This is a genomic window from Pseudomonas fluorescens (assembly GCF_900636825.1).
GTDB lineage: Bacteria > Pseudomonadota > Gammaproteobacteria > Pseudomonadales > Pseudomonadaceae > Aquipseudomonas > Aquipseudomonas fluorescens_BG.
In genome coordinates this window covers 120,949-144,727 of the sequence record NZ_LR134318.1, presented here as the reverse complement: position 1 = coordinate 144,727, position 23,779 = coordinate 120,949, and the positions used below count along the sequence as shown (strand labels likewise).

General features: G+C 56.9%; 14 protein-coding genes, 2 tRNA genes, 5 rRNA genes and 1 pseudogene. 12 read left to right on the top strand and 10 right to left on the bottom strand.

The features are described 5' to 3' along the window. The first annotated feature begins 98 nt into the window (after nucleotides 1-98). From EL257_RS00720 to EL257_RS00705, 4 genes are read left to right on the top strand one after another with little or no spacing between them, the layout of a single operon-like run. Complete coding sequence (locus tag EL257_RS00720) at nucleotides 99-872, top strand: DUF3050 domain-containing protein (protein WP_419866588.1); 774 nt, start codon at nucleotides 99-101, stop codon at nucleotides 870-872. Continuing rightward, nucleotides 869-1,798, top strand: coding sequence for a diiron oxygenase (locus EL257_RS00715; RefSeq protein WP_126358926.1), 930 nt, complete (start codon nucleotides 869-871; stop codon nucleotides 1,796-1,798). The genes EL257_RS00720 and EL257_RS00715 overlap by 4 nt, the downstream gene beginning before the upstream one ends. Before the next feature lie 13 nt (nucleotides 1,799-1,811). Next, nucleotides 1,812-5,204, top strand: a complete 3,393-nt coding sequence (locus EL257_RS00710; protein ID WP_126358924.1) for an amino acid adenylation domain-containing protein — start codon at nucleotides 1,812-1,814, stop codon at nucleotides 5,202-5,204. Nucleotides 5,205-5,225: 21 nt separating this feature from the next. Continuing rightward, a complete protein-coding gene (locus EL257_RS00705) occupies nucleotides 5,226-5,693 on the top strand; it encodes an SRPBCC family protein (protein WP_126358922.1) in 468 nt (155 codons plus the stop codon). Between the two features lie 192 nt (nucleotides 5,694-5,885). Here the strand turns inward: EL257_RS00705 and EL257_RS00700 are convergent. After that, nucleotides 5,886-6,037 (bottom strand): annotated as a pseudogene (locus EL257_RS00700) (methyl-accepting chemotaxis protein); the annotation flags it as partial. A 67-nt stretch (nucleotides 6,038-6,104) separates the two neighbouring features. On the opposite strand from EL257_RS00700, the gene EL257_RS00695 reads away from it, so the two are divergent. From EL257_RS00695 to EL257_RS00680, 4 genes are all read left to right on the top strand, one after another. Then, nucleotides 6,105-6,605 (top strand): sigma-70 family RNA polymerase sigma factor, encoded by a 501-nt coding sequence (locus EL257_RS00695; protein ID WP_126358920.1) that lies wholly within the window; start codon nucleotides 6,105-6,107, stop codon nucleotides 6,603-6,605. After that, nucleotides 6,605-7,606, top strand: coding sequence for a FecR domain-containing protein (locus EL257_RS00690; RefSeq protein WP_126358918.1), 1,002 nt, complete (start codon nucleotides 6,605-6,607; stop codon nucleotides 7,604-7,606). Before EL257_RS00695 ends, EL257_RS00690 begins: the two co-directional genes overlap by 1 nt. Nucleotides 7,607-7,693: 87 nt before the next feature. Beyond that, nucleotides 7,694-10,198, top strand: coding sequence for a TonB-dependent siderophore receptor (locus tag EL257_RS00685; protein WP_126358916.1), 2,505 nt, complete (start codon nucleotides 7,694-7,696; stop codon nucleotides 10,196-10,198). A gap of 74 nt (nucleotides 10,199-10,272) precedes the next feature. Next, on the top strand, nucleotides 10,273-10,512 hold the full coding sequence (locus EL257_RS00680) for a hypothetical protein (protein WP_126358914.1): 240 nt from the start codon (nucleotides 10,273-10,275) through the stop codon (nucleotides 10,510-10,512). Between the two features lie 49 nt (nucleotides 10,513-10,561). Here the strand turns inward: EL257_RS00680 and rrf (EL257_RS00675) are convergent. The 9 genes from rrf (EL257_RS00675) to EL257_RS00630 form a co-directional block, all read right to left on the bottom strand. Then, a 5S ribosomal RNA gene (gene rrf / locus EL257_RS00675) occupies nucleotides 10,562-10,677 on the bottom strand. Between the two features lie 106 nt (nucleotides 10,678-10,783). After that, a 5S ribosomal RNA gene (gene rrf, locus EL257_RS00670) occupies nucleotides 10,784-10,899 on the bottom strand. Nucleotides 10,900-11,005: 106 nt separating this feature from the next. After that, nucleotides 11,006-11,121, bottom strand: a 5S ribosomal RNA gene (gene rrf, locus EL257_RS00665). A 162-nt stretch (nucleotides 11,122-11,283) separates the two neighbouring features. Next, a 23S ribosomal RNA gene (locus EL257_RS00660) occupies nucleotides 11,284-14,177 on the bottom strand. A gap of 239 nt (nucleotides 14,178-14,416) precedes the next feature. Further along, nucleotides 14,417-14,492 (bottom strand) — tRNA-Ala (locus EL257_RS00655). Between the two features lie 10 nt (nucleotides 14,493-14,502). Next, nucleotides 14,503-14,579 (bottom strand) — tRNA-Ile (locus tag EL257_RS00650). A 123-nt stretch (nucleotides 14,580-14,702) separates the two neighbouring features. Continuing rightward, nucleotides 14,703-16,239 (bottom strand): 16S ribosomal RNA (locus EL257_RS00645). Together the 16S, 23S and 5S rRNA genes with 2 tRNA genes alongside form the textbook arrangement of a ribosomal RNA operon. 572 nt (nucleotides 16,240-16,811) lie before the next feature. Then, nucleotides 16,812-18,032: a CaiB/BaiF CoA transferase family protein gene (locus tag EL257_RS00635; protein ID WP_126358912.1), complete on the bottom strand. Its 1,221-nt coding sequence runs from the start codon at nucleotides 18,030-18,032 to the stop codon at nucleotides 16,812-16,814. A 13-nt stretch (nucleotides 18,033-18,045) separates the two neighbouring features. After that, complete coding sequence (locus tag EL257_RS00630; RefSeq protein WP_126358910.1) at nucleotides 18,046-19,227, bottom strand: acyl-CoA dehydrogenase; 1,182 nt, start codon at nucleotides 19,225-19,227, stop codon at nucleotides 18,046-18,048. Nucleotides 19,228-19,385: 158 nt separating this feature from the next. Between EL257_RS00630 and EL257_RS00625 the strand changes: the two genes are divergently transcribed. The 4 genes from EL257_RS00625 (at nucleotide 19,386) to EL257_RS00610 (ending at nucleotide 23,610) form a co-directional block, all read left to right on the top strand. Beyond that, nucleotides 19,386-20,285 (top strand): LysR family transcriptional regulator, encoded by a 900-nt coding sequence (locus EL257_RS00625; protein WP_126358908.1) that lies wholly within the window; start codon nucleotides 19,386-19,388, stop codon nucleotides 20,283-20,285. A 434-nt stretch (nucleotides 20,286-20,719) separates the two neighbouring features. Next, nucleotides 20,720-21,841 carry a Re/Si-specific NAD(P)(+) transhydrogenase subunit alpha gene (locus EL257_RS00620; RefSeq protein WP_126358906.1) on the top strand — a complete coding sequence of 374 codons (1,122 nt, stop codon included), beginning with the start codon at nucleotides 20,720-20,722 and terminating at the stop codon, nucleotides 21,839-21,841. Nucleotides 21,842-21,856: 15 nt separating this feature from the next. Continuing rightward, nucleotides 21,857-22,177 (top strand): NAD(P) transhydrogenase subunit alpha, encoded by a 321-nt coding sequence (locus EL257_RS00615; protein ID WP_003187417.1) that lies wholly within the window; start codon nucleotides 21,857-21,859, stop codon nucleotides 22,175-22,177. Next, complete coding sequence (locus EL257_RS00610; RefSeq protein ID WP_126358904.1) at nucleotides 22,177-23,610, top strand: NAD(P)(+) transhydrogenase (Re/Si-specific) subunit beta; 1,434 nt, start codon at nucleotides 22,177-22,179, stop codon at nucleotides 23,608-23,610. Before EL257_RS00615 ends, EL257_RS00610 begins: the two co-directional genes overlap by 1 nt. Nucleotides 23,611-23,779 lie beyond the last annotated feature (169 nt).

The window sequence follows — 23,779 nt, the reverse complement described above, 5'->3', positions numbered from 1 at the left end:
GGGTTAGCACTTTTCGCCAGGATATATGCGCCCTCGTTAAATCGATCGTACCGCTGAACTAGCCGTTCTATTCAATATCAATGATAAAGGACATCATGATGCCCATTAAGAACCAACTCGCCTTGAAAAAAGCTGAACTGAGCGTTCATCCGATCTTCTCCGAGATCAGTTCGTTATCCGTATTGCAGCGCTTCATGGAAACCCACGTATTCGCGGTGTGGGATTTCATGTCGCTGACCAAGCGTCTGCAGCAAGAACTGACCTGTATCCGATTGCCCTGGCTACCACCGCGTGATCCGCACGCTGCTCGGCTGATCAATGAAATCGTACTCGGGGAGGAATCGGACGATCGCTTGGGCGAAGGCCATTACAGCCACTTCGAGTTGTACCTGGACGCGATGCGCGAAATCGGCGCCAGCACCCACGCGGTGGAACGCTTTGTCGCTCTGCAACAGGAAGGGGTGAGCTACGACGTTGCGCTGCAAAGCGTGGAGATCGAGCCGGCGGCGGCGCAGTTCGTTCGTGACACGTTACGCGTTGCCCTGCATGCGCCGGGTCACAGCGTGGCGGCGGCCTTTCTGCACGGTCGCGAGAGTGTGATCCCGACGATGTTTCAGCGCATTCTCGATGACTGGGGCATCGGTATCGAACAGGCACCGACCTTTCGTTATTACCTGGAGCGGCACATCGAAGTCGACTCCGAAGACCACGGCCCCGCTGCCGAGCGTCTGCTGGAGAAACTGGTCGGTGGCGACCCGCAGCGTGAGGCCGAAGTCTACGCCAGCGCCATCGCCGCCGTAGAGAGCCGCATCGCCCTGTGGGACGGCCTGCGCCAAAGCATGCGTGAGCCGTTGGCGGAGGTGGCGCAATGAATGCCGCCGATTATCAATCTTTCGCCGACGCGTGGGAGAGCCGCGCAACGATCCGCACCCGACCGCGCCGCGTGCTTGAGGACGATGAACGCCTGATTTATCCACTCAGTCGCCAACCGCTGGTGCTCAGCGAAACGTTCCTGCGCGAATGCCCGCAGCAACGGGATTTCGCCCTGGTGCAGACGCTGTACAAGTTCATCAACGACGTGGTGATTTTCGAGACCGAGATCGTCGACAAGACCGCGCGCAGCATCGCCAAGAATCGCTTCGCCGTCGCCTTCCCGTTTGCCTGTCGCTACGACGCGATGACGGTGGTGGTCGACGAGGATTACCACGCCTTGGTGGCGATGGATTTCATGCAACAGACGGTAGCGATGACCGGTATAGAACCCATCCAGTTGCCCGATGAAATCGAGCTGAGCCGAGCGATTCCGGCTGCCGTGGCGCTGGCTCCGGAACACCTGCGTAGCGCCGTGGAGTTGATCTGCGTGGCCATCGCCGAAAACACCGTGACCGGCGATGTCGCGGCGTTTGCCCGGGACGACACGGTCAAGCCATCGATCAAGGGCCTGATGGCCGACCACTTGCTCGACGAAGGCCGGCATTCGAGTTTCTGGGCGCGGATGGTGCGCATTTATTGGCACACCGCCAGCGATGCAGATCGCGAAACCATTGCGCAGATTCTGCCGGTGTTCATCGGCCATTACCTGACCAACGACATTCAGAAGGCCTTCGACCTGCGGCTGATCGATGCGCTGCCGGCCAGCGAATCGACGCGGCGTTCGCTCAGGAACGAAATCACCGCGCTGGCCTTCCCGATCAATCGCCATCACCCGCTGGTGGGCAACATCGTCAAGTTCTTCCACAGCAGCTCGCTGCTTGACACGCCCTGCGTGCACAGCGCCCTGCGCGACTACCTGGTTTGATGAGGAGGCCGACATGAAACGTCTCGACATTTTGCTGATTGGCGCCAGCCAGGCCATGACCGACCTGGCGCAGGAACTGGAACAACACGGTCATTCATTGCAACGTAGCGCTGCGGGCGCATCGACCGTGGATCTGATCATCGACGATGGCTTCATTGGCGCCGGCGATCGCTGCGCCATCCCGCACCTGCATCTGCGCCTGGGCGTCGGTGCCAGAGGCGCGGCGGGTTTGCCGACGCTCGATCTGCTGTGCTTCCTCGGCTCGTCGCTGATCAGCCGTGTGCCGATAGGCGATGAACCTTCCGGCAACGGTCAGGCACTGCGTCAGCGGGTACTGACGCATATCGTTGACGAGGTGGCCTTGCTGGTCAGCCGCTTCTCTCGCGATGCGGACTATCTTCAGCAGGCCGCGTTGCTGAAAGCGCCGGATTTCGAGCGGATGGAAAATCTGTTATTTCTCGACAGCCTGGCGTATGTCCATCAGCGCAACGACACGGTTGATGCGGGGCTGCTGGAACAGGCGCAGGTCCCAGTCATCGAGCGCCTGCAACACAGTTTGATTCGCCATGCGGAACGAACGGCGCTGCACCTCGCCGGACAGTCGATCAGCTACCGCGAACTGCACATCCACAGCCTCGCGATTCAGCAGCGCTTGCTGCCCTTGCTCGAGCAACACCCGCGACCGTGGGTAGTCGGTATCTGCCTGGCGAAGAGCCCGGCCATGTTTGCCTCGATTCTGGCAATCCTCGGCAGCGGCGCGGTGTATTTGCCGCTGGAGCCGAGTCATCCCCTGCAGCGTCAGCAATACATTTTGCAAAACGCCGGCGCCTCGTTATTGCTGCACGACGGCGAGCATCCGCTGAGCACAACGATGGCAGGTCTCGATGTCAGTGATATCGACAGCGCCGGAGCGGATCTCGGTCAGCCGTTGATGCGCCGGCGCCCCGAACTGGAGGGCCCGTGCATGGCGCTCTACACCTCGGGCACCACCGGCCATCCCAAAGGTGTGTTGCTAAGTCAGGCCAATCTTGCGCACTTCACTGCGTGGTACGCCGGTTACGTGAAATTGCGAGCCGAAAGCCGCGTGTTGCAGTTCTCCTCGCTGAGCTTCGACTCTTCGCTGATCGACATCTTCCCGACTCTGCTGGCAGGCGCCGAACTGGTGGTGCCGGACGACACGCAACGGCGCGATCCGCTGCAATTGGTCGCGCTGATTCGTCGGCGGCAATTGACCCACGCCTTCCTGCCGCCAGCGCTGTTGAGCATCCTGCCGCTGGAGCAACTCGAAGGCGTGCAAGTGATGACCGGCGGCGATGTCTGCGAGCCGTTTGTCATCGAGCAATTAACCCGCCAGGGCACGCTGCACAATCTCTATGGCCCGACCGAAGCCACAGTGCTGATCACCGCGCGCCAGCTCAAACCGGGCGACAGCAACCGCAGCCTCGGCGCGCCGATTGCCAACAGCCAGGTGCTGATTCTCGATGACGATTTGCAACCGGTGCCGGAGCAAACCGTCGGCGAGTTGTTCATCGTTGGCCCCGGCGTCTGCCTCGGTTATCTGAACAACCCGCAGCAGACCGCCGAGCGTTATCTGACCTTGCATTTGCCGGATGGCCAAACGTTGCGCGCCTACCGCAGCGGTGACATGGCCAAGTGGGGCGCGGACGGCATCGAGCTGTGCGGGCGGCGCGATAACCAAGTGAAGATCCGTGGCTTTCGGGTCGAGCCAGAGGAGATCGAACGTTGCCTGCGCGAGAGCCAGTTGTACCGTCAGGTCGCCGTGGTGATCGACAGTCAGCGGCGGATTCTGGCATTCCTCGCTCAACCGCAATCGGACACCGCCCGCGATGCCCTGAGGGCTCACGCCCGGCAGTTTTTGCCGGACTACATGCAGCCCGTGGCGTGGACCGAGCTGTCCAGCATGCCCTTCGCCAGCAATGGGAAGGTCGACCGCAAAGCGTTGCTGGAACTGCCGGTGAGTGTGCAGGAGAGCGGCCCGAAATGCTTGCCGACGAATGCCGATGAAGCCTTGCTGCTGGAAATCTGGGCTGAGTTGCTGGAGCTGCCCGGCAGCGACATTTCTACCGACGAGAGCTTCTTCAATCTCGGTGGCCATTCGATTTTGCTGTCGCGCATGTTGCTGCGCTTGCGCGAGGAATTCGGCCGCAGCATTTCGATCAATCGCTTCATCGAACTGCCGACGATCAGCAAACTCGCCACGCTGGTGCGCGGCACCGATGACAGCGCAGAACTCAGCGCCCAAGCCATGGCCGACGCCGAGCGACCGCTGGATATCGAAACGCTGCCGATCAGCCGCATGGGTGATGTGCACAAAATCATCGTCACCGGGGCCAACAGTTTCGTCGGCGTGCACATTGTCGAGGCGCTGCTCGGTTGGGGCGCCAGCGAAGTGGCGTGCCTGGTGCGTGACGGCGGCGGGCAAACGGCGGCGCAACGGTTCGCGCAGGCGTTGCGCGAAAACCGCCTGGAGCATCTGGATCTCAGTCGCGTGCGGGTTTATGCGGCCGATATCAGCCGCCCGCAACTGGGTCTGTCCGCCGACGACTATCAGCGTCTGGATCGCGAGTTCGGCGCGCTTGTGCACAACGCTGCCAACGTCAATCACGTACTCGATTATGAGTCACTGGCGGCAGATAACGTCGAGCCGATTTTCGCCCTGCTGCAACTGTGCGAAGGACAGAGCAAAAAGGTCTTCAATTTTGTCTCGACGCTGTCGGCTTCAAGCACTGTCGATGACGCCGGCCGGGTGCTGGAACTGCCCGCCGCGGCCACGCCGCCGATCTACATTCGCAACGGCTACAACCTGTCGAAATGGGTTGGCGAGCGCATTCTCGAACGCGCTCGCGAGCGCGGCGTGCGGGTCAATCTGTATCGGCCCGGCAATATCAGTTTCAACAGTCTGAGCGGCGTTTGTCAGCCGCACAAAAATCGTCTGATGCTGATGCTCAAGGGTTCGATCCAGCTCGGTCAGGTGCCGGCATTCGCGCTGAATTTCGACTTGATGCCGGTGGACTTCCTCGCCCGTTTCATCGCCTTCCACGCCAGTCGTTACGCGCCCGACCGCGCAGTGTTCAACCTGCATAACCCCGAGCCTTTGAGCTGGGATGCCTACGTCGCGTCGTTTCGGGAAACCGGCAGCGAATTCTCGCTGGTCAGCGTCGCCGACTGGCAGCAGCAACTGAACCGTGTCGATGCCGATAACGCGCTGTTCGGTGTGCTCGGTTTCTATCTCAACGGCTTCGAGGAAGACATCGGCGACATCTCGCTGATCGGCCACGCCAACGCCGAGGCCGGCGTGCAACAGATGGGCGCGCATTACCCGCAGAAATCTCCAGCGCTGCTGCGCCGTGGCTGCGACTACCTGAAAGAAATCAACTTCATCTGATCAACCAAAAGGAGCATCACCATGAGCAATTTGCAACCCGACACCCTGATCAAAAATCCCCATGGCTGCCACGTTGTGTCTTCGGTAGAGGTGCCGGCGGACGCGGCGCAGGTCTGGGCGATAGTCGGCAACTTCGGCGGCTTCGAACGTTTCATTCCGGCGCTGTCGCATATCGAAATGACCGGCGAAGGCGTGTCCTCCCTGCGCAAGAAAATTTTCAAGGACGGCAACGTGGTGGTTGAACAACTCAACTCGCATGACAACCAGGCGCGAAGCATGACCTGGACGACGATCTATAACACTTTGGGCGTGGCGAATTTGTGGGCGGCGATGAATGTGGAGGGGCTGGGCGAAGGTAAATCCCGAGCGACGTGGACGATCATCGCCGAACCGGCTTCGGGTGGTGAAGAAGCGCTTCCGGGGTTCACGGATTTTGTGCAGGGGTTTGCGGATGACGCGATGGGGAATGTTTTGAAGCTGTTTGTTTAAGGCTTGCTTCGGTGGTGAATGAACCACCGCTATCGCTGGCGAGCCAGCTCCCACAGGATTTCTGTCGAACCCACAATTGGTAAACGACTTGGACCCTGTGGGAGCTGGCTTGCCAGCGATTGAACGATAACGCGGTCTTCAATCTGAAAAATCAGATTTTGAAACTGTCGACCAACTGCTTCAGGCGATTGGCCTGTTGCCGACCTGCAGCGAGGTGATCATTTTATGGATTTCTTCCGCCGATTCCTGAATGCGTGGGCCAGGTTGCGCACCTCGTCCGCCATCACCGCAAAACCGCGTCCCGCCTCATCGGCACGGGCCGCTTCAATCGCGGAAGACTGAGCGGCAGTTGCAAAATCGGCCACCCAAGATAACAATGCGACTAATTATCATTTGTGACGTTTGCCTTTCATGTCATCGCCAGAGCTCGCGGTCCACACGCTTTACAGCAGTCATCACAGCTGGCTTAACGCTTGGTTGCGCACACGGCTGGGCAACGCCGCGGATGCCGCAGACTTGGCGCAGGACACCTTCGTCCGTTTATTGCAACGCACTGAACGTCTCGAACTCAAGGCGCCCCGTGCTTTCTTGCGCACCATCGCCCGAGGTCTGGTGATCGACCATTGGCGCCGCGAAGAAATTGAACGCGCCTACCTGCAAACCATCGCCCATTTGCCCGAAGCCGAGACGCCGAGTGCCGAAGCCCGCGCGCTGGTCATCGAGCTGCTGGAAAGCGTCGCGCGCATGCTTGAAGGATTGCGGCCGAAAGTCCGTCAGGCATTTCTGCTGGCGCAGTGCGAAGGTTTGACTCATAAGCAGATCGCCGCACACATGGGCTTGTCGTTGCGCTCGGTGGAACGCTACGTCGCCGATGCGCTGTATCACTGCTATGTGCTGCGGTACGAAAACTGATGCCTGTCGATAACGCCTCGCTCGAACGTCGCAACGAGCCGCAACATCAAGTCGTCAAGCAAGCCATTCAGTGGCTGCTGCGCCTGCGCAACAATCACGGCAATACGCGCTTGAGTCGCCAGTGCGAACAGTGGCGCGCCCAGCACCATGAACATGAATTGGCCTGGCAACGGGTGCAGTCGCTGCAAGCCGAACTGAGCCATAACCTGCGCTCCGTGCCCGGTACGCAAGTGGCGTTCAACACGCTGGAGAACAGTGCGCAGGGTCTGGGTCGGCGACAGGCATTGAAATTGTTGTCAGGCGCGGCGCTGATCGGCTCTGCCGTGTGGATGACAAGGGACACCGCCGCCTGGCAGCAATGGCGCGCCGACTATGCAACGGCAACCGGGGAACGCCGCGGCTTCCAGCTCCCGGACGGCACCCGCATCGAGCTCAATACCGCCAGCGCAGTGGATCTGGATTACACCGCACAGCAGCGGCTGATCAAGTTGACGCGCGGAGAGATCATTGTCAGTTGTGGCGGCGCCGATGAGGGCTCAGCGTTCGAGCGGCCACTGCGTGTGCAGAGTCGCCACGGCACTTACGATCCGCAGGATGCACGGTTCATCCTGCGCCAGGACAGCGATTGCACGCGCCTGAACGTCACCCATGGCCAAGTTGCGATTCACGCCGCCGGGGCATCGATAAAAGCCGTCACGGGGCAAAGTTATTTGATCGATCATCAGCGCATTCGTCTGTCGCCAGTTCCGGACATGGATGCCGGTGCCTGGGTCGATGGCATGATCGTCACTCGCAACATGCGTTTGGGAGATTTTCTCATTGAGGTCGGCCGTTATCGTCAGGGCTTTTTGAATTGTGCTCCCGCAGTGGCTGACCTGCGCCTCTCCGGCGTTTTTCGTCTGGAGGACACTGACAAGCTGCTGGCAATCCTGCCCCAAACCCTGCCCGTGCGATTGCGCTATCGCACCCGTTGGTGGGTGACGCTGGAACAAACGGCGTGAAATTTTTTGGCGGTTTTTTAGCGTGAGTCCGGCTTGGTCATTAAGCACTTCAACCCAAGCGTTTGCGACTTCCTACGGAATCCCACGATGACTGTCCGCGCCACCTGTAAGAACCGTCTGAAATTCACTTGTGAATCGAGCCACTTACGCCACGCCGTTCGAGCGGCACTGTTTTCTACAGCGTTGGGCATGGCGGCTACGCCGAGCCTGAGCATCGCTGCCGACACGCTTGATATTGAAGTCGGCCAGCGTTTCAACATTGCCGCCGGTCCGCTAGCTGAAGCGCTGAACCAGTTCGCGCGCCAGGCCAACATCACCTTGGCAACGACCCCACAACAGACTGAGGGACGGCGATCACCGGGTGTGCAGGGTGAGTACTCCAACGCTCAGGCACTGAGCCATTTGCTCGGCGGTTCCGGACTGGAAGCGGTCAGTCAGGATGGCAGCAGCTACGTTCTCAGACCGATCGCCGAAACCGCAGCACTCGCGCTGCCAACCACTGATATCAAAGGCTTCGCACTCGGCAACGCGCTGGGCAGCGTGGACGGCTACAACGCCACGCACAGCCAGATCGCCACCAAAACCAGTACCGCATTGCTGGAAACCTCGCAGAGCGTCTCCGTGGTCACGCGCGAGCAAATGGACGACCAAGGTTCAAAAACCGTCTCGCAGGCGATGCGTTACGCGCCCGGTGTGCTGACCAACCCGTACGGCGCAACGCACCGTTACGACTATGTCGCCATGCGCGGTTTCAATGATGGCTCGGTGGACAATATCTACCTCGACGGTCTTAAGTCGATGGGTGACAGCGGCACCTACAGCACGCTGCAGGTCGACCCGTATTTCCTCGAACGCGTGGACATTCTCAAAGGGCCGTCTTCGGTGTTGTACGGCCGCAGTTCACCGGGCGGTCTGGTGGCGCTGACCAGCAAAAAACCGCTTTACGAGGCTTATCACCAAGTGCAGGCCACGGTTGGCACACAGGGTCAGCGAGGGGTCGGTTTTGACTTCAGCGGCCCGGTTGATGACGACAAGCGCATTGCCTATCGTCTGACCGGACTAACGGATCAGTCCGACACGCAATTCGACCACAACAAGGAAAAGCGCTTCGCCCTTGCACCAACGCTGAGTATCGATTTTAGTGAAGACACCTCGCTGACGCTGCAGGCTTATCTGCAACATGATCCGGACGGCGGCTACCACGGTGGTGTGCCTGCCGATGGCACGATTCATCAGCGCAACGGCAACCGCATCTCCGAACATTTTTTCGAAGGCGAACCGGGGATTGATGGTTATTCGCGTGACCAACAATCGTTTGGATACCAGTTCGAGCACCGCTTCAACGATGTCTTCACCGCCCGCCAGAACCTGCGCTACCTCGACTCAAAAGTGAATATGGATCAGGTCTATGCCTATGGCTGGACGTCACCGACCAGTAATGAATTGAACCGTTACTACACCGGTGGTGATGAGCGCCTGCATGCCTTCATTGTCGACAACATGCTTCAGGCTGAATTCTTCACCGGTGCGACCAAGCACACGGTATTGCTGGGAGCGGATTATCAGCGCCGAAAAACGGTGGTCGACTGGACCAGCGGCGGCCTCGCGCCGATCAATGCATTCAAGCCGGTGTACGGCAATTCGGCGATCGATATGTACAGCGAGACCAGTTACCTGCGCCGTCTGGAACAGACCGGCGTTTACCTGCAAGACTTGATCGAGATGGACAAGTGGCGCTTCTCACTAGGCCTGCGTCAGGATTGGGTCGAAACCTCTGACGAAAATCGGCTTGCCGAGGCTGAGCGCCCGCTGGGTACCGAAATCAATGATCGCCGTACCAAACTGACCGGTCGCGCGGGTGCGTTGTATCTGTTCGATAACGGGCTAGCGCCGTACCTCAGCTATTCGGAGTCGTTCAACCCCAACTCCTATGCTGACAGCGCTGGCAATCCTTTGGCCCCAACCGACGGCACGCAGTGGGAATTCGGTCTGAAATACCAACCGCCAGGGACGGACAACTTGTTCACTGCATCACTGTTCCGTATCGACCAAGAGAACCTGGCGACCAAACTGCCGCAGGAAAACTTCTATCGCGCTGTCGGCGCCGTCCGATCTCAGGGACTGGAGCTCGAGGCGCACATGCAATTGACCGATAATCTCAAAGTCCTTGGCAGCTACACGTTCACTGACATTGAGTATTCGAAGTCGATGATCAGCACGTTGAGCACCCCGACCGCCGTGATCGAGAACAAGGGTAACTCACCAACGCAGGCTCCTCGGCACATGGCGTCATTGTGGGCTGACTACGCGTTCGACAGTGCGGCGCTCGATGGTTTGCGCCTGGGCGGGGGGGTGCGATATGTCGGCTACAGCTGGGCGGATGCTGAAAACACCCTGAAGGTGCCGTCCTACACATTGTTTGACGCATCGATTGGCTATGACTTGGGCAAGGTCGGCTTGAAAGGTGTCGATATTCGACTTAATGCGAATAATTTGACCAACGAGTCCTACGTGGCTTCGTGCGCGAGTCTGAACTTCTGCTACATGGGCGAAGAGCGCAACGTCGCGGCGACGGTCAGCTACCAATTCTGAGCCTGTTGACTGGTGCATGAAAAAGCCAGCGCCTGAATTTCAGGCGCTGGCTTTTTTTATGGGTGAAACTTTCAGTGCGTGCATTTCTGGTTTTTCTGCAGCGCCATATCGTGTTGGGCCCTGCGGTGCGCTTACTGATGGCGGTGCAACCGGAAGCATGCTGGTTTTCAATCACGCTTTACCGGGTGCTAATTCGTGAGGTAGATGAATCGCCGGCGTTACAGGGTGAGTATCGCGTCCAGGGACGCAAATGGCAGGCTCAACGCATTGGCAAATGCATCGAGCGCTTTACTGAAGGTCAAGCTGACCCCTGAAATGACAAAACCCCTGTCTGCGTTAGCAGACAGGGGTTTCGGAATTTAATCTTGACGATGACCTACTCTCACATGGGGAAACCCCACACTACCATCGGCGATACATCGTTTCACTTCTGAGTTCGGGATGGGATCAGGTGGTTCCAATGTTCTATGGTCGTCAAGAAATTCTGTTTCTGGCCCGTCAACACGGTAACAAGCCAGCAAAAACGGTTACTTCTACTTAAAACAAAACCCCAACTGCTTTCGCAATTGGGGTTTCGGAATTTAATCTTGACGATGACCTACTCTCACATGGGGAAACCCCACACTACCATCGGCGATGCATCGTTTCACTGCTGAGTTCGGGATGGGATCAGGTGGTTCCAATGTTCTATGGTCGTCAAGAAATTCTGTTTCTGGCCCGTCAACACGGTAACAAGCCAGCAAAAACGGTTACTTCTACTTAAAACAAAACCCCAACTGCTTTCGCAATTGGGGTTTCGGAATTTAATCTTGACGATGACCTACTCTCACATGGGGAAACCCCACACTACCATCGGCGATGCATCGTTTCACTGCTGAGTTCGGGATGGGATCAGGTGGTTCCAACGCTCTATGGTCGTCAAGAAATTCGGGTACCGAACCGTGGCCAGCTGGCCTCGCTTCAGCAAATCGGGTATGTGACAGCTAGGTGTTTGTGCGTTTCGAACTTTCGGTTCGTTTCGTCTTCACACACCGCAATCTGGTTGCTCTGGTTTACAGAGCCGACGCAAATTGCTTGGGTGTTATATGGTCAAGCCTCACGGGCAATTAGTATTGGTTAGCTCAACGCCTCACAGCGCTTACACACCCAACCTATCAACGTCGTAGTCTTCGACGGCCCTTCAGGGAACTCAAGGTTCCAGTGAGATCTCATCTTGAGGCAAGTTTCCCGCTTAGATGCTTTCAGCGGTTATCTTTCCCGAACATAGCTACCCGGCAATGCCACTGGCGTGACAACCGGAACACCAGAGGTTCGTCCACTCCGGTCCTCTCGTACTAGGAGCAGCCCCTCTCAAATCTCAAACGTCCACGGCAGATAGGGACCGAACTGTCTCACGACGTTCTAAACCCAGCTCGCGTACCACTTTAAATGGCGAACAGCCATACCCTTGGGACCGGCTTCAGCCCCAGGATGTGATGAGCCGACATCGAGGTGCCAAACACCGCCGTCGATATGAACTCTTGGGCGGTATCAGCCTGTTATCCCCGGAGTACCTTTTATCCGTTGAGCGATGGCCCTTCCATACAGAACCACCGGATCACTAAGACCTACTTTCGTACCTGCTCGACGTGTCTGTCTCGCAGTCAAGCGCGCTTTTGCCTTTATACTCTACGACCGATTTCCGACCGGTCTGAGCGCACCTTCGTACTCCTCCGTTACTCTTTAGGAGGAGACCGCCCCAGTCAAACTACCCACCATACACTGTCCTCGATCCGGATAACGGACCTGAGTTAGAACCTCAAAGTTGCCAGGGTGGTATTTCAAGGATGGCTCCACGCGAACTGGCGTCCACGCTTCAAAGCCTCCCACCTATCCTACACAAGCAAATTCAAAGTCCAGTGCAAAGCTATAGTAAAGGTTCACGGGGTCTTTCCGTCTAGCCGCGGATACACTGCATCTTCACAGCGATTTCAATTTCACTGAGTCTCGGGTGGAGACAGCGCCGCCATCGTTACGCCATTCGTGCAGGTCGGAACTTACCCGACAAGGAATTTCGCTACCTTAGGACCGTTATAGTTACGGCCGCCGTTTACCGGGGCTTCGATCAAGAGCTTCGCGTTAGCTAACCCCATCAATTAACCTTCCGGCACCGGGCAGGCGTCACACCCTATACGTCCACTTTCGTGTTTGCAGAGTGCTGTGTTTTTAATAAACAGTCGCAGCGGCCTGGTATCTTCGACCGGCATGAGCTTACGGAGCAAGTCCTTCACCCTCACCGGCGCACCTTCTCCCGAAGTTACGGTGCCATTTTGCCTAGTTCCTTCACCCGAGTTCTCTCAAGCGCCTTGGTATTCTCTACCCAACCACCTGTGTCGGTTTGGGGTACGGTTCCTGGTTACCTGAAGCTTAGAAGCTTTTCTTGGAAGCATGGCATCAACCACTTCGTCACCCAAAGGGTAACTCGTCATCAGCTCTCGGCCTTAAGATCCCGGATTTACCTAAGATCTCAGCCTACCACCTTAAACTTGGACAACCAACGCCAAGCTGGCCTAGCCTTCTCCGTCCCTCCATCGCAATAACCAGAAGTACAGGAATATTAACCTGTTTTCCATCGACTACGCTTTTCAGCCTCGCCTTAGGGACCGACTAACCCTGCGTCGATTAACGTTGCGCAGGAAACCTTGGTCTTTCGGCGTGGGTGTTTTTCACACCCATTGTCGTTACTCATGTCAGCATTCGCACTTCTGATACCTCCAGCAAGCTTCTCAACTCACCTTCACAGGCTTACAGAACGCTCCTCTACCGCATCACCCGAAGGTGATACCCGTAGCTTCGGTGTATGGTTTGAGCCCCGTTACATCTTCCGCGCAGGCCGACTCGACTAGTGAGCTATTACGCTTTCTTTAAAGGGTGGCTGCTTCTAAGCCAACCTCCTAGCTGTCTAAGCCTTCCCACATCGTTTCCCACTTAACCATAACTTTGGGACCTTAGCTGACGGTCTGGGTTGTTTCCCTTTTCACGACGGACGTTAGCACCCGCCGTGTGTCTCCCATGCTCGGCACTTGTAGGTATTCGGAGTTTGCATCGGTTTGGTAAGTCGGGATGACCCCCTAGCCGAAACAGTGCTCTACCCCCTACAGTGATACATGAGGCGCTACCTAAATAGCTTTCGAGGAGAACCAGCTATCTCCGAGCTTGATTAGCCTTTCACTCCGATCCACAGGTCATCCGCTAACTTTTCAACGGTAGTCGGTTCGGTCCTCCAGTTAGTGTTACCCAACCTTCAACCTGCCCATGGATAGATCGCCCGGTTTCGGGTCTATTCCCAGCGACTAGACGCCCTATTAAGACTCGCTTTCGCTACGCCTCCCCTATTCGGTTAAGCTCGCCACTGAAAATAAGTCGCTGACCCATTATACAAAAGGTACGCAGTCACAGAACAAAGTCTGCTCCCACTGCTTGTACGCATACGGTTTCAGGATCTATTTCACTCCCCTCTCCGGGGTTCTTTTCGCCTTTCCCTCACGGTACTAGTTCACTATCGGTCAGTCAGTAGTATTTAGCCTTGGAGGATGGTCCCCCCATATTCAGACAAAGTTTCTCGTGCTCCGTCCTACTCGATTTCATGACCAAGAGATTTTCGCGTACAGGGCTATCACCCACTATGGCCGCACTTTCCAGAGCGTTCCGCTAATCTCAAAGCCACTTAAGGGCTAGTCCCCGTTCGCTCGCCACTACTAAGGGAATCTCGGTTGATTTCTTTTCCTCAGGGTACTTAGATGTTTCAGTTCCCCTGGTTCGCCTCTTGCACCTATGTATTCAGTACAAGATAACCATCTTATGATGGCTGGGTTCCCCCATTCAGACATCTCCGGATCAAAGTCTGTTTGCCGACTCCCCGAAGCTTTTCGCAGGCTACCACGTCTTTCATCGCCTCTGACTGCCAAGGCATCCACCGTATGCGCTTCTTCACTTGACCATATAACCCCAAGCAATCTGGTTATACTGTGAAGACGACATTCGCCGAAAATTCGAATTTCTCAATTAAGAGAACTCACAAATTTTACCTTAGCCTGATCCGTTACCAGTGAAAGTAACGTCCAGTCTATCTTTCTATCACATACCCAAATTTTTAAAGAACGATCTAGTCAAAAGACTAGAAATCAATATTCAGAGCGAATATTCATTTCTAAACTCTCAAACGTGCGAAGCAGTTTATGGTGGAGCCAAGCGGGATCGAACCGCTGACCTCCTGCGTGCAAGGCAGGCGCTCTCCCAGCTGAGCTATGGCCCCATAACAAAATTGGTGGGTCTGGGCAGATTCGAACTGCCGACCTCACCCTTATCAGGGGTGCGCTCTAACCAACTGAGCTACAGACCCAATTTCGAGCTTGTAACTGTTAGCTCAGAGCTATCAGCTTGGAGCTTAAAGCTGCTTCTATCGTCTTCTTCAATGAATCAAGCAATTCGTGTGGGAGCTCATGGAGCAGCTGATGTCGTCGATTAAGGAGGTGATCCAGCCGCAGGTTCCCCTACGGCTACCTTGTTACGACTTCACCCCAGTCATGAATCACACCGTGGTAACCGTCCTCCCGAAGGTTAGACTAGCTACTTCTGGTGCAACCCACTCCCATGGTGTGACGGGCGGTGTGTACAAGGCCCGGGAACGTATTCACCGTGACATTCTGATTCACGATTACTAGCGATTCCGACTTCACGCAGTCGAGTTGCAGACTGCGATCCGGACTACGATCGGTTTTATGGGATTAGCTCCACCTCGCGGCTTGGCAACCCTTTGTACCGACCATTGTAGCACGTGTGTAGCCCAGGCCGTAAGGGCCATGATGACTTGACGTCATCCCCACCTTCCTCCGGTTTGTCACCGGCAGTCTCCTTAGAGTGCCCACCATAACGTGCTGGTAACTAAGGACAAGGGTTGCGCTCGTTACGGGACTTAACCCAACATCTCACGACACGAGCTGACGACAGCCATGCAGCACCTGTCTCAATGTTCCCGAAGGCACCAATCCATCTCTGGAAAGTTCATTGGATGTCAAGGCCTGGTAAGGTTCTTCGCGTTGCTTCGAATTAAACCACATGCTCCACCGCTTGTGCGGGCCCCCGTCAATTCATTTGAGTTTTAACCTTGCGGCCGTACTCCCCAGGCGGTCAACTTAATGCGTTAGCTGCGCCACTAAGAGCTCAAGGCTCCCAACGGCTAGTTGACATCGTTTACGGCGTGGACTACCAGGGTATCTAATCCTGTTTGCTCCCCACGCTTTCGCACCTCAGTGTCAGTATCAGTCCAGGTGGTCGCCTTCGCCACTGGTGTTCCTTCCTATATCTACGCATTTCACCGCTACACAGGAAATTCCACCACCCTCTACCATACTCTAGCTCGCCAGTTTTGGATGCAGTTCCCAGGTTGAGCCCGGGGATTTCACATTCAACTTAACGAACCACCTACGCGCGCTTTACGCCCAGTAATTCCGATTAACGCTTGCACCCTCTGTATTACCGCGGCTGCTGGCACAGAGTTAGCCGGTGCTTATTCTGTCGGTAACGTCAAAACAGCAAAGTATTAATTTACTGCCCTTCCTCCCAACTTAAAGTGCTTTACAATCCGAAGACCTTCTTCACACACGCGGCATGGCTGGATCAGGCTTTCGCCCATTGTCCAATATTCCCCACTGCTGCCTCCCGTAGGAGTCTGGACCGTGTCTCAGTTCCAGTGTGACTGATCATCCTCTCAGACCAGTTACGGATCGTCGCCTTGGTGAGCCATTACCTCACCAACTAGCTAATCCGACCTAGGCTCATCTGATAGCGCAAGGCCCGAAGGTCCCCTGCTTTCTCCCGTAGGACGTATGCGGTATTAGCGTTCCTTTCGAAACGTTGTCCCCCACTACCAGGCAGATTCCTAGGCATTACTCACCCGTCCGCCGCTGAATCCAGGAGCAAGCTCCTTTCATCCGCTCGACTTGCATGTGTTAGGCCTGCCGCCAGCGTTCAATCTGAGCCATGATCAAACTCTTCAGTTCAAACATCTTTGGGTTTTTAAGAAACCCTAAACTTGGCTCAGCAATCGTTGGTTACATCTTTGATTTCTCGCGGAGTAACTTGTGATGCTGATAATCTTGTTGACTATCAGTCTGACTCCACAAGCACCCACACGAATTGCTTGATTCAGTTGTTAAAGAGCGGTTGGTTAAGATCTTTCGTCTCAACCGAGGCGCGCATTCTACAGCAGCGTCATTTGCTGTCAAGTGATTATTTTCAGAAGTTTTCGAAGAATTCTTCAACAACTTCAACCACTTGCGCTTCCGATCTCTCGTCAGCGGGAGGCGAATTCTACAGCGTTACACGCTGCTGTCAACACCTCTTTTTCAACTTCCTTCTGGCTTCGATGAACTGAAGCAACCTACTGCCGAAAACTTCGTAACTCGTTGAATCTCAAGGAGTTTTCCGTTTCGACTGCGCCGGAAGTGGGGCGAATTATAGACATCTGAAATCTGCAGTCAACCGTTAATTTCGCTTTTGTTTCAATGACTTGCACATTGACTAAAAAACGACCAATCGCGAGAAAAAAGCGCCTTCTATATAGAAGGGTTTGTCACAGAACCCCACCCTCTCTCAAATCCGCCACCGCAGCCGCACTCAAACCCAACACGCTCTGCAAGACTTCGAGCGTATGCTCGCCCAGCAAAGGCGGGGCGAAACGATACTCAACCGGGGTCTGCGACAGACGAATAGGGCTGGCCACCTGCGGGACCATTCCCGCCAACGCATGCGGCAGCTCTATTGCCAGACCACGCGCCTTCACCTGTGGATCCTCGAAGACCTGCGACAGATCGTTGATCGGGCCGCACGGCACGCCAGCCTGCTCGAGTTGCGCTACCCATTCCGCCGTGGTTTTGAACACGGTCGCTTGCCTGATCAGCGGAATCAATACCGCCCGATTGGCTACGCGCAGCTTATTGGTAGCGAAGCGCGGATCATCAGCCCACTGGGGTTGACCCGCCACCTCGGCAAACTTGCGGAACTGCCCGTCATTACCCACGGTAAGTATGAAATCGCCATCGGCTGTAGGAAAGTCCTGATAAGGCACGATGTTCGGGTGTGCATTCCCCAGACGCTTGGGCGCGTTGCCGGTAGTCAGATAATTCATTGCTTGGTTAGCCAGACATGCAACCTGCACGTCCAGCAAAGCCATATCAATGTGCTGACCACCACCGTCATGATCGCGATGAGCCAGCGCCGCCAGAATTGCCACCGTCGAATACAGCCCGGTCAGAATATCCGTCAGCGCCACGCCGACTTTAACCGGCCCGGCCCCCTCGTCACCCTCGGGTCGACCGGTCAGGCTCATCAAGCCGCCCAGCCCCTGAATCATGAAGTCATAACCCGCACGCTTGGCATAGGGTCCGGTCTGGCCGAATCCGGTGATCGAGCAGTAAATCAGATTCGGATTTATCGCCTTCAGCGACTCATAATCCAGGCCGTAAGCCGCGAGACCGCCAACCTTGAAGTTCTCGATGAGGATGTCCGACTTTGCTGCCAGCTCGCGCACCAACTTCTGCCCCTCAGGGCGTGTGAAGTCGATAGTGACTGATTGCTTGTTGCGGTTAGCCGAGAGGTAATAAGCCGCTTCGGAGGTGTTCTCACCGTACGCGTCCTTAAGGAACGGCGGCCCCCAGGCGCGAGTGTCGTCACCATTGCCGGGGCGCTCGACCTTGATCACCTCGGCGCCAAGGTCGGCGAGGATCTGCCCGGCCCACGGCCCGGCCAGCACTCGCGATAAATCCAGTACCCGCAGATGCGACAAGGCGCCCATGGTCGCTCTCCTATTAATAGAACGCCTGCAGGCCGGTTTGCGCACGCCCAAGAATCAGTGCGTGAACGTCGTGCGTACCTTCATAGGTATTCACTACTTCCAGGTTGACGAGGTGACGCGCCACGCCGAACTCGTCGGAGATACCGTTACCACCAAGCATGTCACGCGCCACGCGGGCGATATCCAGCGATTTGCCGCAGGAGTTACGCTTCATGATCGAAGTGATCTCGACCGCAGCGGTGCCTTCATCCTTCATTCGACCCAGGCGCAGGCAGCCTTGCAGGGCCAAAGTGATTTCAGTCTGCATGTCAGCCAGCTTCTTCTGAACCAACTGCGTCGCAGCCAATGGGCGACCGAACTGCTGACGGTCCAGAGTGTATTGGCGAGCAGTGTGCCAGCAGAATTCGGCAGCGCCCAACGCGCCCCAGGAAATGCCGTAACGCGCAGAGTTGAGGCAAGTGAACGGCCCCTTCAAGCCGCGCACGTCCGGGAAGATGTTCTCTTCCGGCACGAACACGTTGTCCATGACGATCTCACCAGTGATCGATGCGCGCAGCCCAACCTTGCCGTGGATCGCCGGGGCACTCAGGCCTTTCCAGCCTTTTTCAAGGACGAAGCCACGGATATCACCAGCATCGTCTTTGGCCCACACCACAAACACATCGGCAATCGGGCTGTTGGTAATCCACATTTTCGCGCCAGTCAGGCTGTAGCCGCCGTCGACTTTGCGTGCACGGGTGATCATCGCACCCGGGTCGGAACCGTGGTTCGGCTCGGTCAGACCGAAGCAGCCGATCCATTCGCCGGACGCCAGTTTCGGCAGGTATTTCTGCTTCTGTGCCTCGGTGCCGAATTCGTTGATCGGCACCATCACCAGCGACGACTGCACGCTCATCATCGAGCGGTAGCCGGAGTCGACTCGTTCGACTTCGCGGGCTATCAGACCGTAGCTGACATAGTTGAGACCACTGCCACCGTACTGCTCGGGAATGGTCGCGCCCAGCAGGCCGACCTCCCCCATTTCGCGGAAAATCGCCGGATCGGTTTTCTCATGGCGGAAAGCTTCGAGGACACGCGGCGCCAGACTCTGTTGAGCGAATTGCTCGGCGGTATCGCGAATCATGCGCTCCTCTTCAGTGAGTTGTTGATCCAGCAAAAGAGGATCGATCCAGTTGAAGCTAGCTTTACCGCCCATGAGTGTGCCCTCGCAAATCAGCTGAAATAACGTGGCACTGATCGTAGGCGCGGTTAGCGGTCGCGGCAAACGAGGATTTTGCATTCTGTTGTGCTAATTTCTCACTCCGAAACGTCGGCCGATGCCATCTATGCGGCGCATTAGTGAGGTTCAAGTACATGCGCAGGAAGATTCCCAGTACCGCGGCGCTGATCAGCTTCGAAGCGGCTGCACGGCACGAGAGTTTTACTCGCGCTGCCGAAGAACTTTCCCTCACTCAAGGCGCCATCTGCCGACAGATCGCCGGTCTTGAGGACTTCCTGAGCGTGGAGCTGTTCCGACGTTCACGCCGCGGAGTAAAGCTGACCGAAGCCGGCCTTTCGTACAGTCGCCGAGTGGCGACTCAGTTGGATGCCGTGGAGCGCGACACCCTCTCCGTGATGGGCCAACAAGGCACCAATGTGATTGAACTGGCGGTGGTGCCAACCTTCGGCACCCAATGGCTGCTGCCGCGCCTCAAGGATTTCCAGCTCAAGCACCCGGAAGTCACGGTCAACCTGACCAACCGCACCCGCCCCTTCCTGTTTGCCGACACTGAATTCGATGCAGCGATCTACTTCGGCGATGCGGATTGGTCGGGTACTGAATCCCACAGGTTGATGGGGGAAAATCCGATGCCCGTTTGCAGCCCATCCCTACTCGGCAAAAGAACGCATCTGACTGCTGATCACATTGCCGAACTGCCCCTGCTGCAACAGACCACCCGCCCGTATGCGTGGCGTCAGTGGTTCAACTCGCAACAGCTGAATGTCCCGCGCGACATGACCGGCCCGCGCTACGAGCTATTCTCCATGCTTGCCCAGGCCGCCATGCACGACATGGGCGTAGCGCTGATTCCGCCGTTCCTGATTCAGCGGGAGTTGGCCGAGAAAAGACTGGTGATCGCCAACCCCCAGGCCCTTTCGAGCATCAAGGCTTATTACCTGATGATTCCGGAGCGAAAGGTCGAATCAGCGTCGTTAAAAGCATTTCGCGACTGGTTGGTAAATCAGGCGCAGAGCTACAACCTAGAAGAATAAAGGCTTACCGCGATAACTAACCCCGTAGTCAGGAAAAACAAAGCCCTACAGATATAAGTAATTGTCGCAATTCGACAGACTGTATCCGAAAGTCGTACAGACGTCCTACAAGCGCCTGAGGACGTGGCTTTGAGCCTTCACGGACGACGTATTACTGTCTATTCACGCCACCGATGAGAAATTTTTCCATATTCGGCCAAAATCCTTCTAAGGCACGGCCTGCAAGGGTTTCGGCTGGCCATCTGCGACATTCGGTCACGGCATGACTTGTAGTTAATTTTCCGTCACCCGTCATAATCCCTTGAAGGGCTTAAAGTTCGCCTGCAAAATGCCGCGCCCCGCCCTGATTTGGCGGGATCGTGCTGATCGGCCGCCCCAGTCGCACCATCCGCAGTGCCTGGGTTTACTCAATAAGATCACGCAGGAGATTTGACGTGCACATTGGTGTTCCTCTCGAAACCCAGACCGGTGAAACACGGGTTGCTGCAACCCCGGAAACCATTAAAAAGCTGATCAGCCAAGGTCATAAGGTCACTGTGCAAACCGGCGCCGGCGTTAAAGCCAGTGTGGTCGACAGTGCGTATGAAGCGGCAGGCGCAACCATTGGCAGCGCCAATGATGCGTTTGGCGCCGAGCTGATTCTCAAAGTGGTCGCCCCAAGCGATGCCGAACTGACGCTGATCAAGCGCGGTACGGTGCTGGTGGGCATGCTCAACCCGTTCAACAACGACGCCATCGCGAAGATGGCCGAGTGCGGCATTACCGCGTTCGCCCTCGAAGCCGCGCCGCGTACTTCCCGGGCGCAGAGTCTCGATGTGTTGTCCTCGCAGGCGAACATTGCTGGCTATAAGGCTGTGTTGCTGGCCGCCCACCACTATCCGCGCTTCATGCCAATGCTGATGACCGCTGCGGGCACCGTGAAAGCGGCGCGTGTGCTGATTCTCGGCGCCGGCGTTGCCGGATTGCAGGCGATTGCCACGGCGAAACGTCTGGGTGCGGTGATTGAAGCCTCTGATGTGCGTCCGGCGGTGAAAGAGCAGATCGAATCCCTCGGCGCCAAGTTCGTCGATGTGCCTTACGAGACCGATGAAGAGCGCGAATGCGCCGTCGGTGTCGGCGGTTACGCCAGGCCGATGCCGGCGAGCTGGATGCAGCGTCAGGCCCAGGCTGTGCACGAACGCGCGAAGCAGGCGGACATCGTTATCACCACTGCACTGATTCCCGGCCGCAAGGCGCCGACGCTGTTGAGCGCAGAAACCGTGGCGCAGATGAAACCGGGCTCGGTCGTCATCGACCTCGCCGCCGCTCAGGGTGGCAACTGCCCGCTGACGGTGGCTGATCAGGTTGTGATCGAGAATGGCGTGACCATTTGCGGCCCGACCAACCTGGCCGGTGAAGTCGCTGCAGATGCCTCGGCACTGTACGCGCGCAACCTGCTGGACTTCCTCAAGCTGGTCTTCACCAAAGAAGGCCAGTTCGACGTCAACCTCGAAGACGACATTGTCGCCGCGTGCCTGATGTGCCGCGACGGCCAAGTCATCCGCAAAAACGCCTAAGCAGGGATTCAGACGATGGAAGAGCTTATCTCCCCCGGTATCTACAACCTGATCATCTTCGTGCTGGCGATTTACGTCGGCTACCACGTGGTCTGGAACGTAACGCCTGCGCTGCATACACCCTTGATGGCGGTAACCAACGCCATTTCGGCGATCGTCATTGTCGGCGCCATGCTTGCCGCCGCATTGACCGTCACGCCATTGGGCAAAACCATGGGCACTCTCGCCGTGGCGCTGGCCGCGGTCAACGTGTTCGGTGGCTTCCTGGTTACCCGCCGCATGCTTGAGATGTTCAAGAAGAAAGCCCCGAAAGTAAAAGAAGAGGCGCCGAAGTAATGAGCATGAATCTCGTCACGACGCTCTACCTGATCGCGTCGATCTGCTTCATCCAGGCTCTCAAAGGCCTGTCGCACCCGACCACTTCGCGGCGCGGCAATCTGTTCGGCATGCTCGGCATGGCGCTGGCCATCATCACCACGGTCGGTCTCATCTATAAGCTGGGCGCAGAGCTCGCGACCGCCGGCATCGGCTACGTGACCGTCGGCCTGCTGGTCGGCGGCACTGCCGGTTCGATCATGGCCAAACGCGTTGAAATGACCAAGATGCCGGAACTGGTCGCGTTCATGCACAGCATGATCGGCCTGGCGGCGGTGTTCATTGCCATCGCCGCCGTGGTTGAGCCGCAATCGCTGGGTATCGTTAAACAGCTGGGCGACTCGATTCCGGCAGGCAACCGTCTGGAGCTGTTCCTCGGTGCGGCGATCGGTGCAATCACTTTCTCAGGTTCGGTGATTGCCTTCGGCAAGCTGTCGGGCAAGTACAAGTTCCGTCTGTTCCAGGGCGCACCGGTACAATTTGCCGGTCAGCACAAGCTCAATGCCGTGCTGGGCCTGGCGACGCTGGCACTCGGTCTGACCTTCATGTTCACCGGCAACCTCACCGCGTTCGCGCTGATGCTGGCGCTGGCGTTCGTGATGGGCGTGCTGATCATCATCCCGATCGGCGGCGCGGACATGCCGGTGGTGGTCTCGATGCTCAACAGCTATTCGGGCTGGGCGGCGGCGGGTATCGGCTTCTCGCTGAACAACTCGATGCTGATCATTGCCGGCTCGCTGGTAGGTTCGAGCGGCGCGATCCTCTCGTACATCATGTGCAAGGCGATGAACCGTTCATTCTTTAATGTACTGCTCGGCGGTTTCGGCAATACGGCGGATGCTGGCCCGGCCGGTGCAAAAGAAGCGCGCCCGGTTAAATCCGGCTCGGCTGACGACGCAACTTTCCTGCTGACCAACGCCGACACCGTGATCATCGTGCCGGGTTACGGCCTGGCGGTAGCGCGTGCACAACATGCGCTAAAAGAGCTGACCGAGAAGCTGACCCACCGTGGCGTGACCGTGAAGTACGCGATTCACCCGGTTGCCGGCCGTATGCCTGGCCACATGAACGTCCTGCTCGCCGAGGCCGAAGTGCCTTACGATCAGGTGTTCGAGATGGAAGACATCAACTCGGAGTTCGGCCAGGCCGACGTGGTGCTGGTGCTCGGTGCAAACGACGTGGTCAACCCGGCGGCGAAGAACGATCCGAAGTCGCCGATTGCCGGTATGCCGATTCTCGAAGCGTTCAAAGCCAAGACCATCATCGTCAACAAGCGCTCGATGGCTAGCGGCTATGCCGGCCTGGACAACGAACTGTTCTATCTGGACAAGACCATGATGGTCTTCGGCGACGCGAAGAAAGTCATCGAAGATATGGTCAAAGCGGTCGAGTAACTCAGCGCCGCAATACCGAACGCCCCGACTTGTCGGGGCGTTTTTGTTTGCGCAAAGCGCCGGACAATTTGCCGCGTTGTTGCCGATCCGGTAACGGTGTTTTGCTGGAAACCCGCGCAATAGAGGCCTCGTTTGCGACCTTCGTAGCGGGACAGGCGCCCGTCGAATT

Bases quoted from the DNA above. Each gene is read 5' to 3' on its own strand.
- EL257_RS00610 (WP_126358904.1), top strand. From the start codon at position 22,177: ATGAGCATGAATCTCGTCACGACGCTCTACCTGATCGCGTCGATCTGC.
- EL257_RS00715 (WP_126358926.1), top strand. From the start codon at position 869: ATGAATGCCGCCGATTATCAATCTTTCGCCGACGCGTGGGAGAGCCGC.
- EL257_RS00630 (WP_126358910.1), bottom strand. From the start codon at position 19,227: ATGGGCGGTAAAGCTAGCTTCAACTGGATCGATCCTCTTTTGCTGGAT.
- EL257_RS00615 (WP_003187417.1), top strand. From the start codon at position 21,857: ATGGAAGAGCTTATCTCCCCCGGTATCTACAACCTGATCATCTTCGTG.
- EL257_RS00625 (WP_126358908.1), top strand. From the start codon at position 19,386: ATGCGCAGGAAGATTCCCAGTACCGCGGCGCTGATCAGCTTCGAAGCG.
- EL257_RS00635 (WP_126358912.1), bottom strand. From the start codon at position 18,032: ATGGGCGCCTTGTCGCATCTGCGGGTACTGGATTTATCGCGAGTGCTG.
- EL257_RS00710 (WP_126358924.1), top strand. From the start codon at position 1,812: ATGAAACGTCTCGACATTTTGCTGATTGGCGCCAGCCAGGCCATGACC.
- EL257_RS00705 (WP_126358922.1), top strand. From the start codon at position 5,226: ATGAGCAATTTGCAACCCGACACCCTGATCAAAAATCCCCATGGCTGC.
- EL257_RS00690 (WP_126358918.1), top strand. From the start codon at position 6,605: ATGCCTGTCGATAACGCCTCGCTCGAACGTCGCAACGAGCCGCAACAT.
- EL257_RS00720 (WP_419866588.1), top strand. From the start codon at position 99: ATGCCCATTAAGAACCAACTCGCCTTGAAAAAAGCTGAACTGAGCGTT.
- EL257_RS00695 (WP_126358920.1), top strand. From the start codon at position 6,105: ATGTCATCGCCAGAGCTCGCGGTCCACACGCTTTACAGCAGTCATCAC.
- EL257_RS00685 (WP_126358916.1), top strand. From the start codon at position 7,694: ATGACTGTCCGCGCCACCTGTAAGAACCGTCTGAAATTCACTTGTGAA.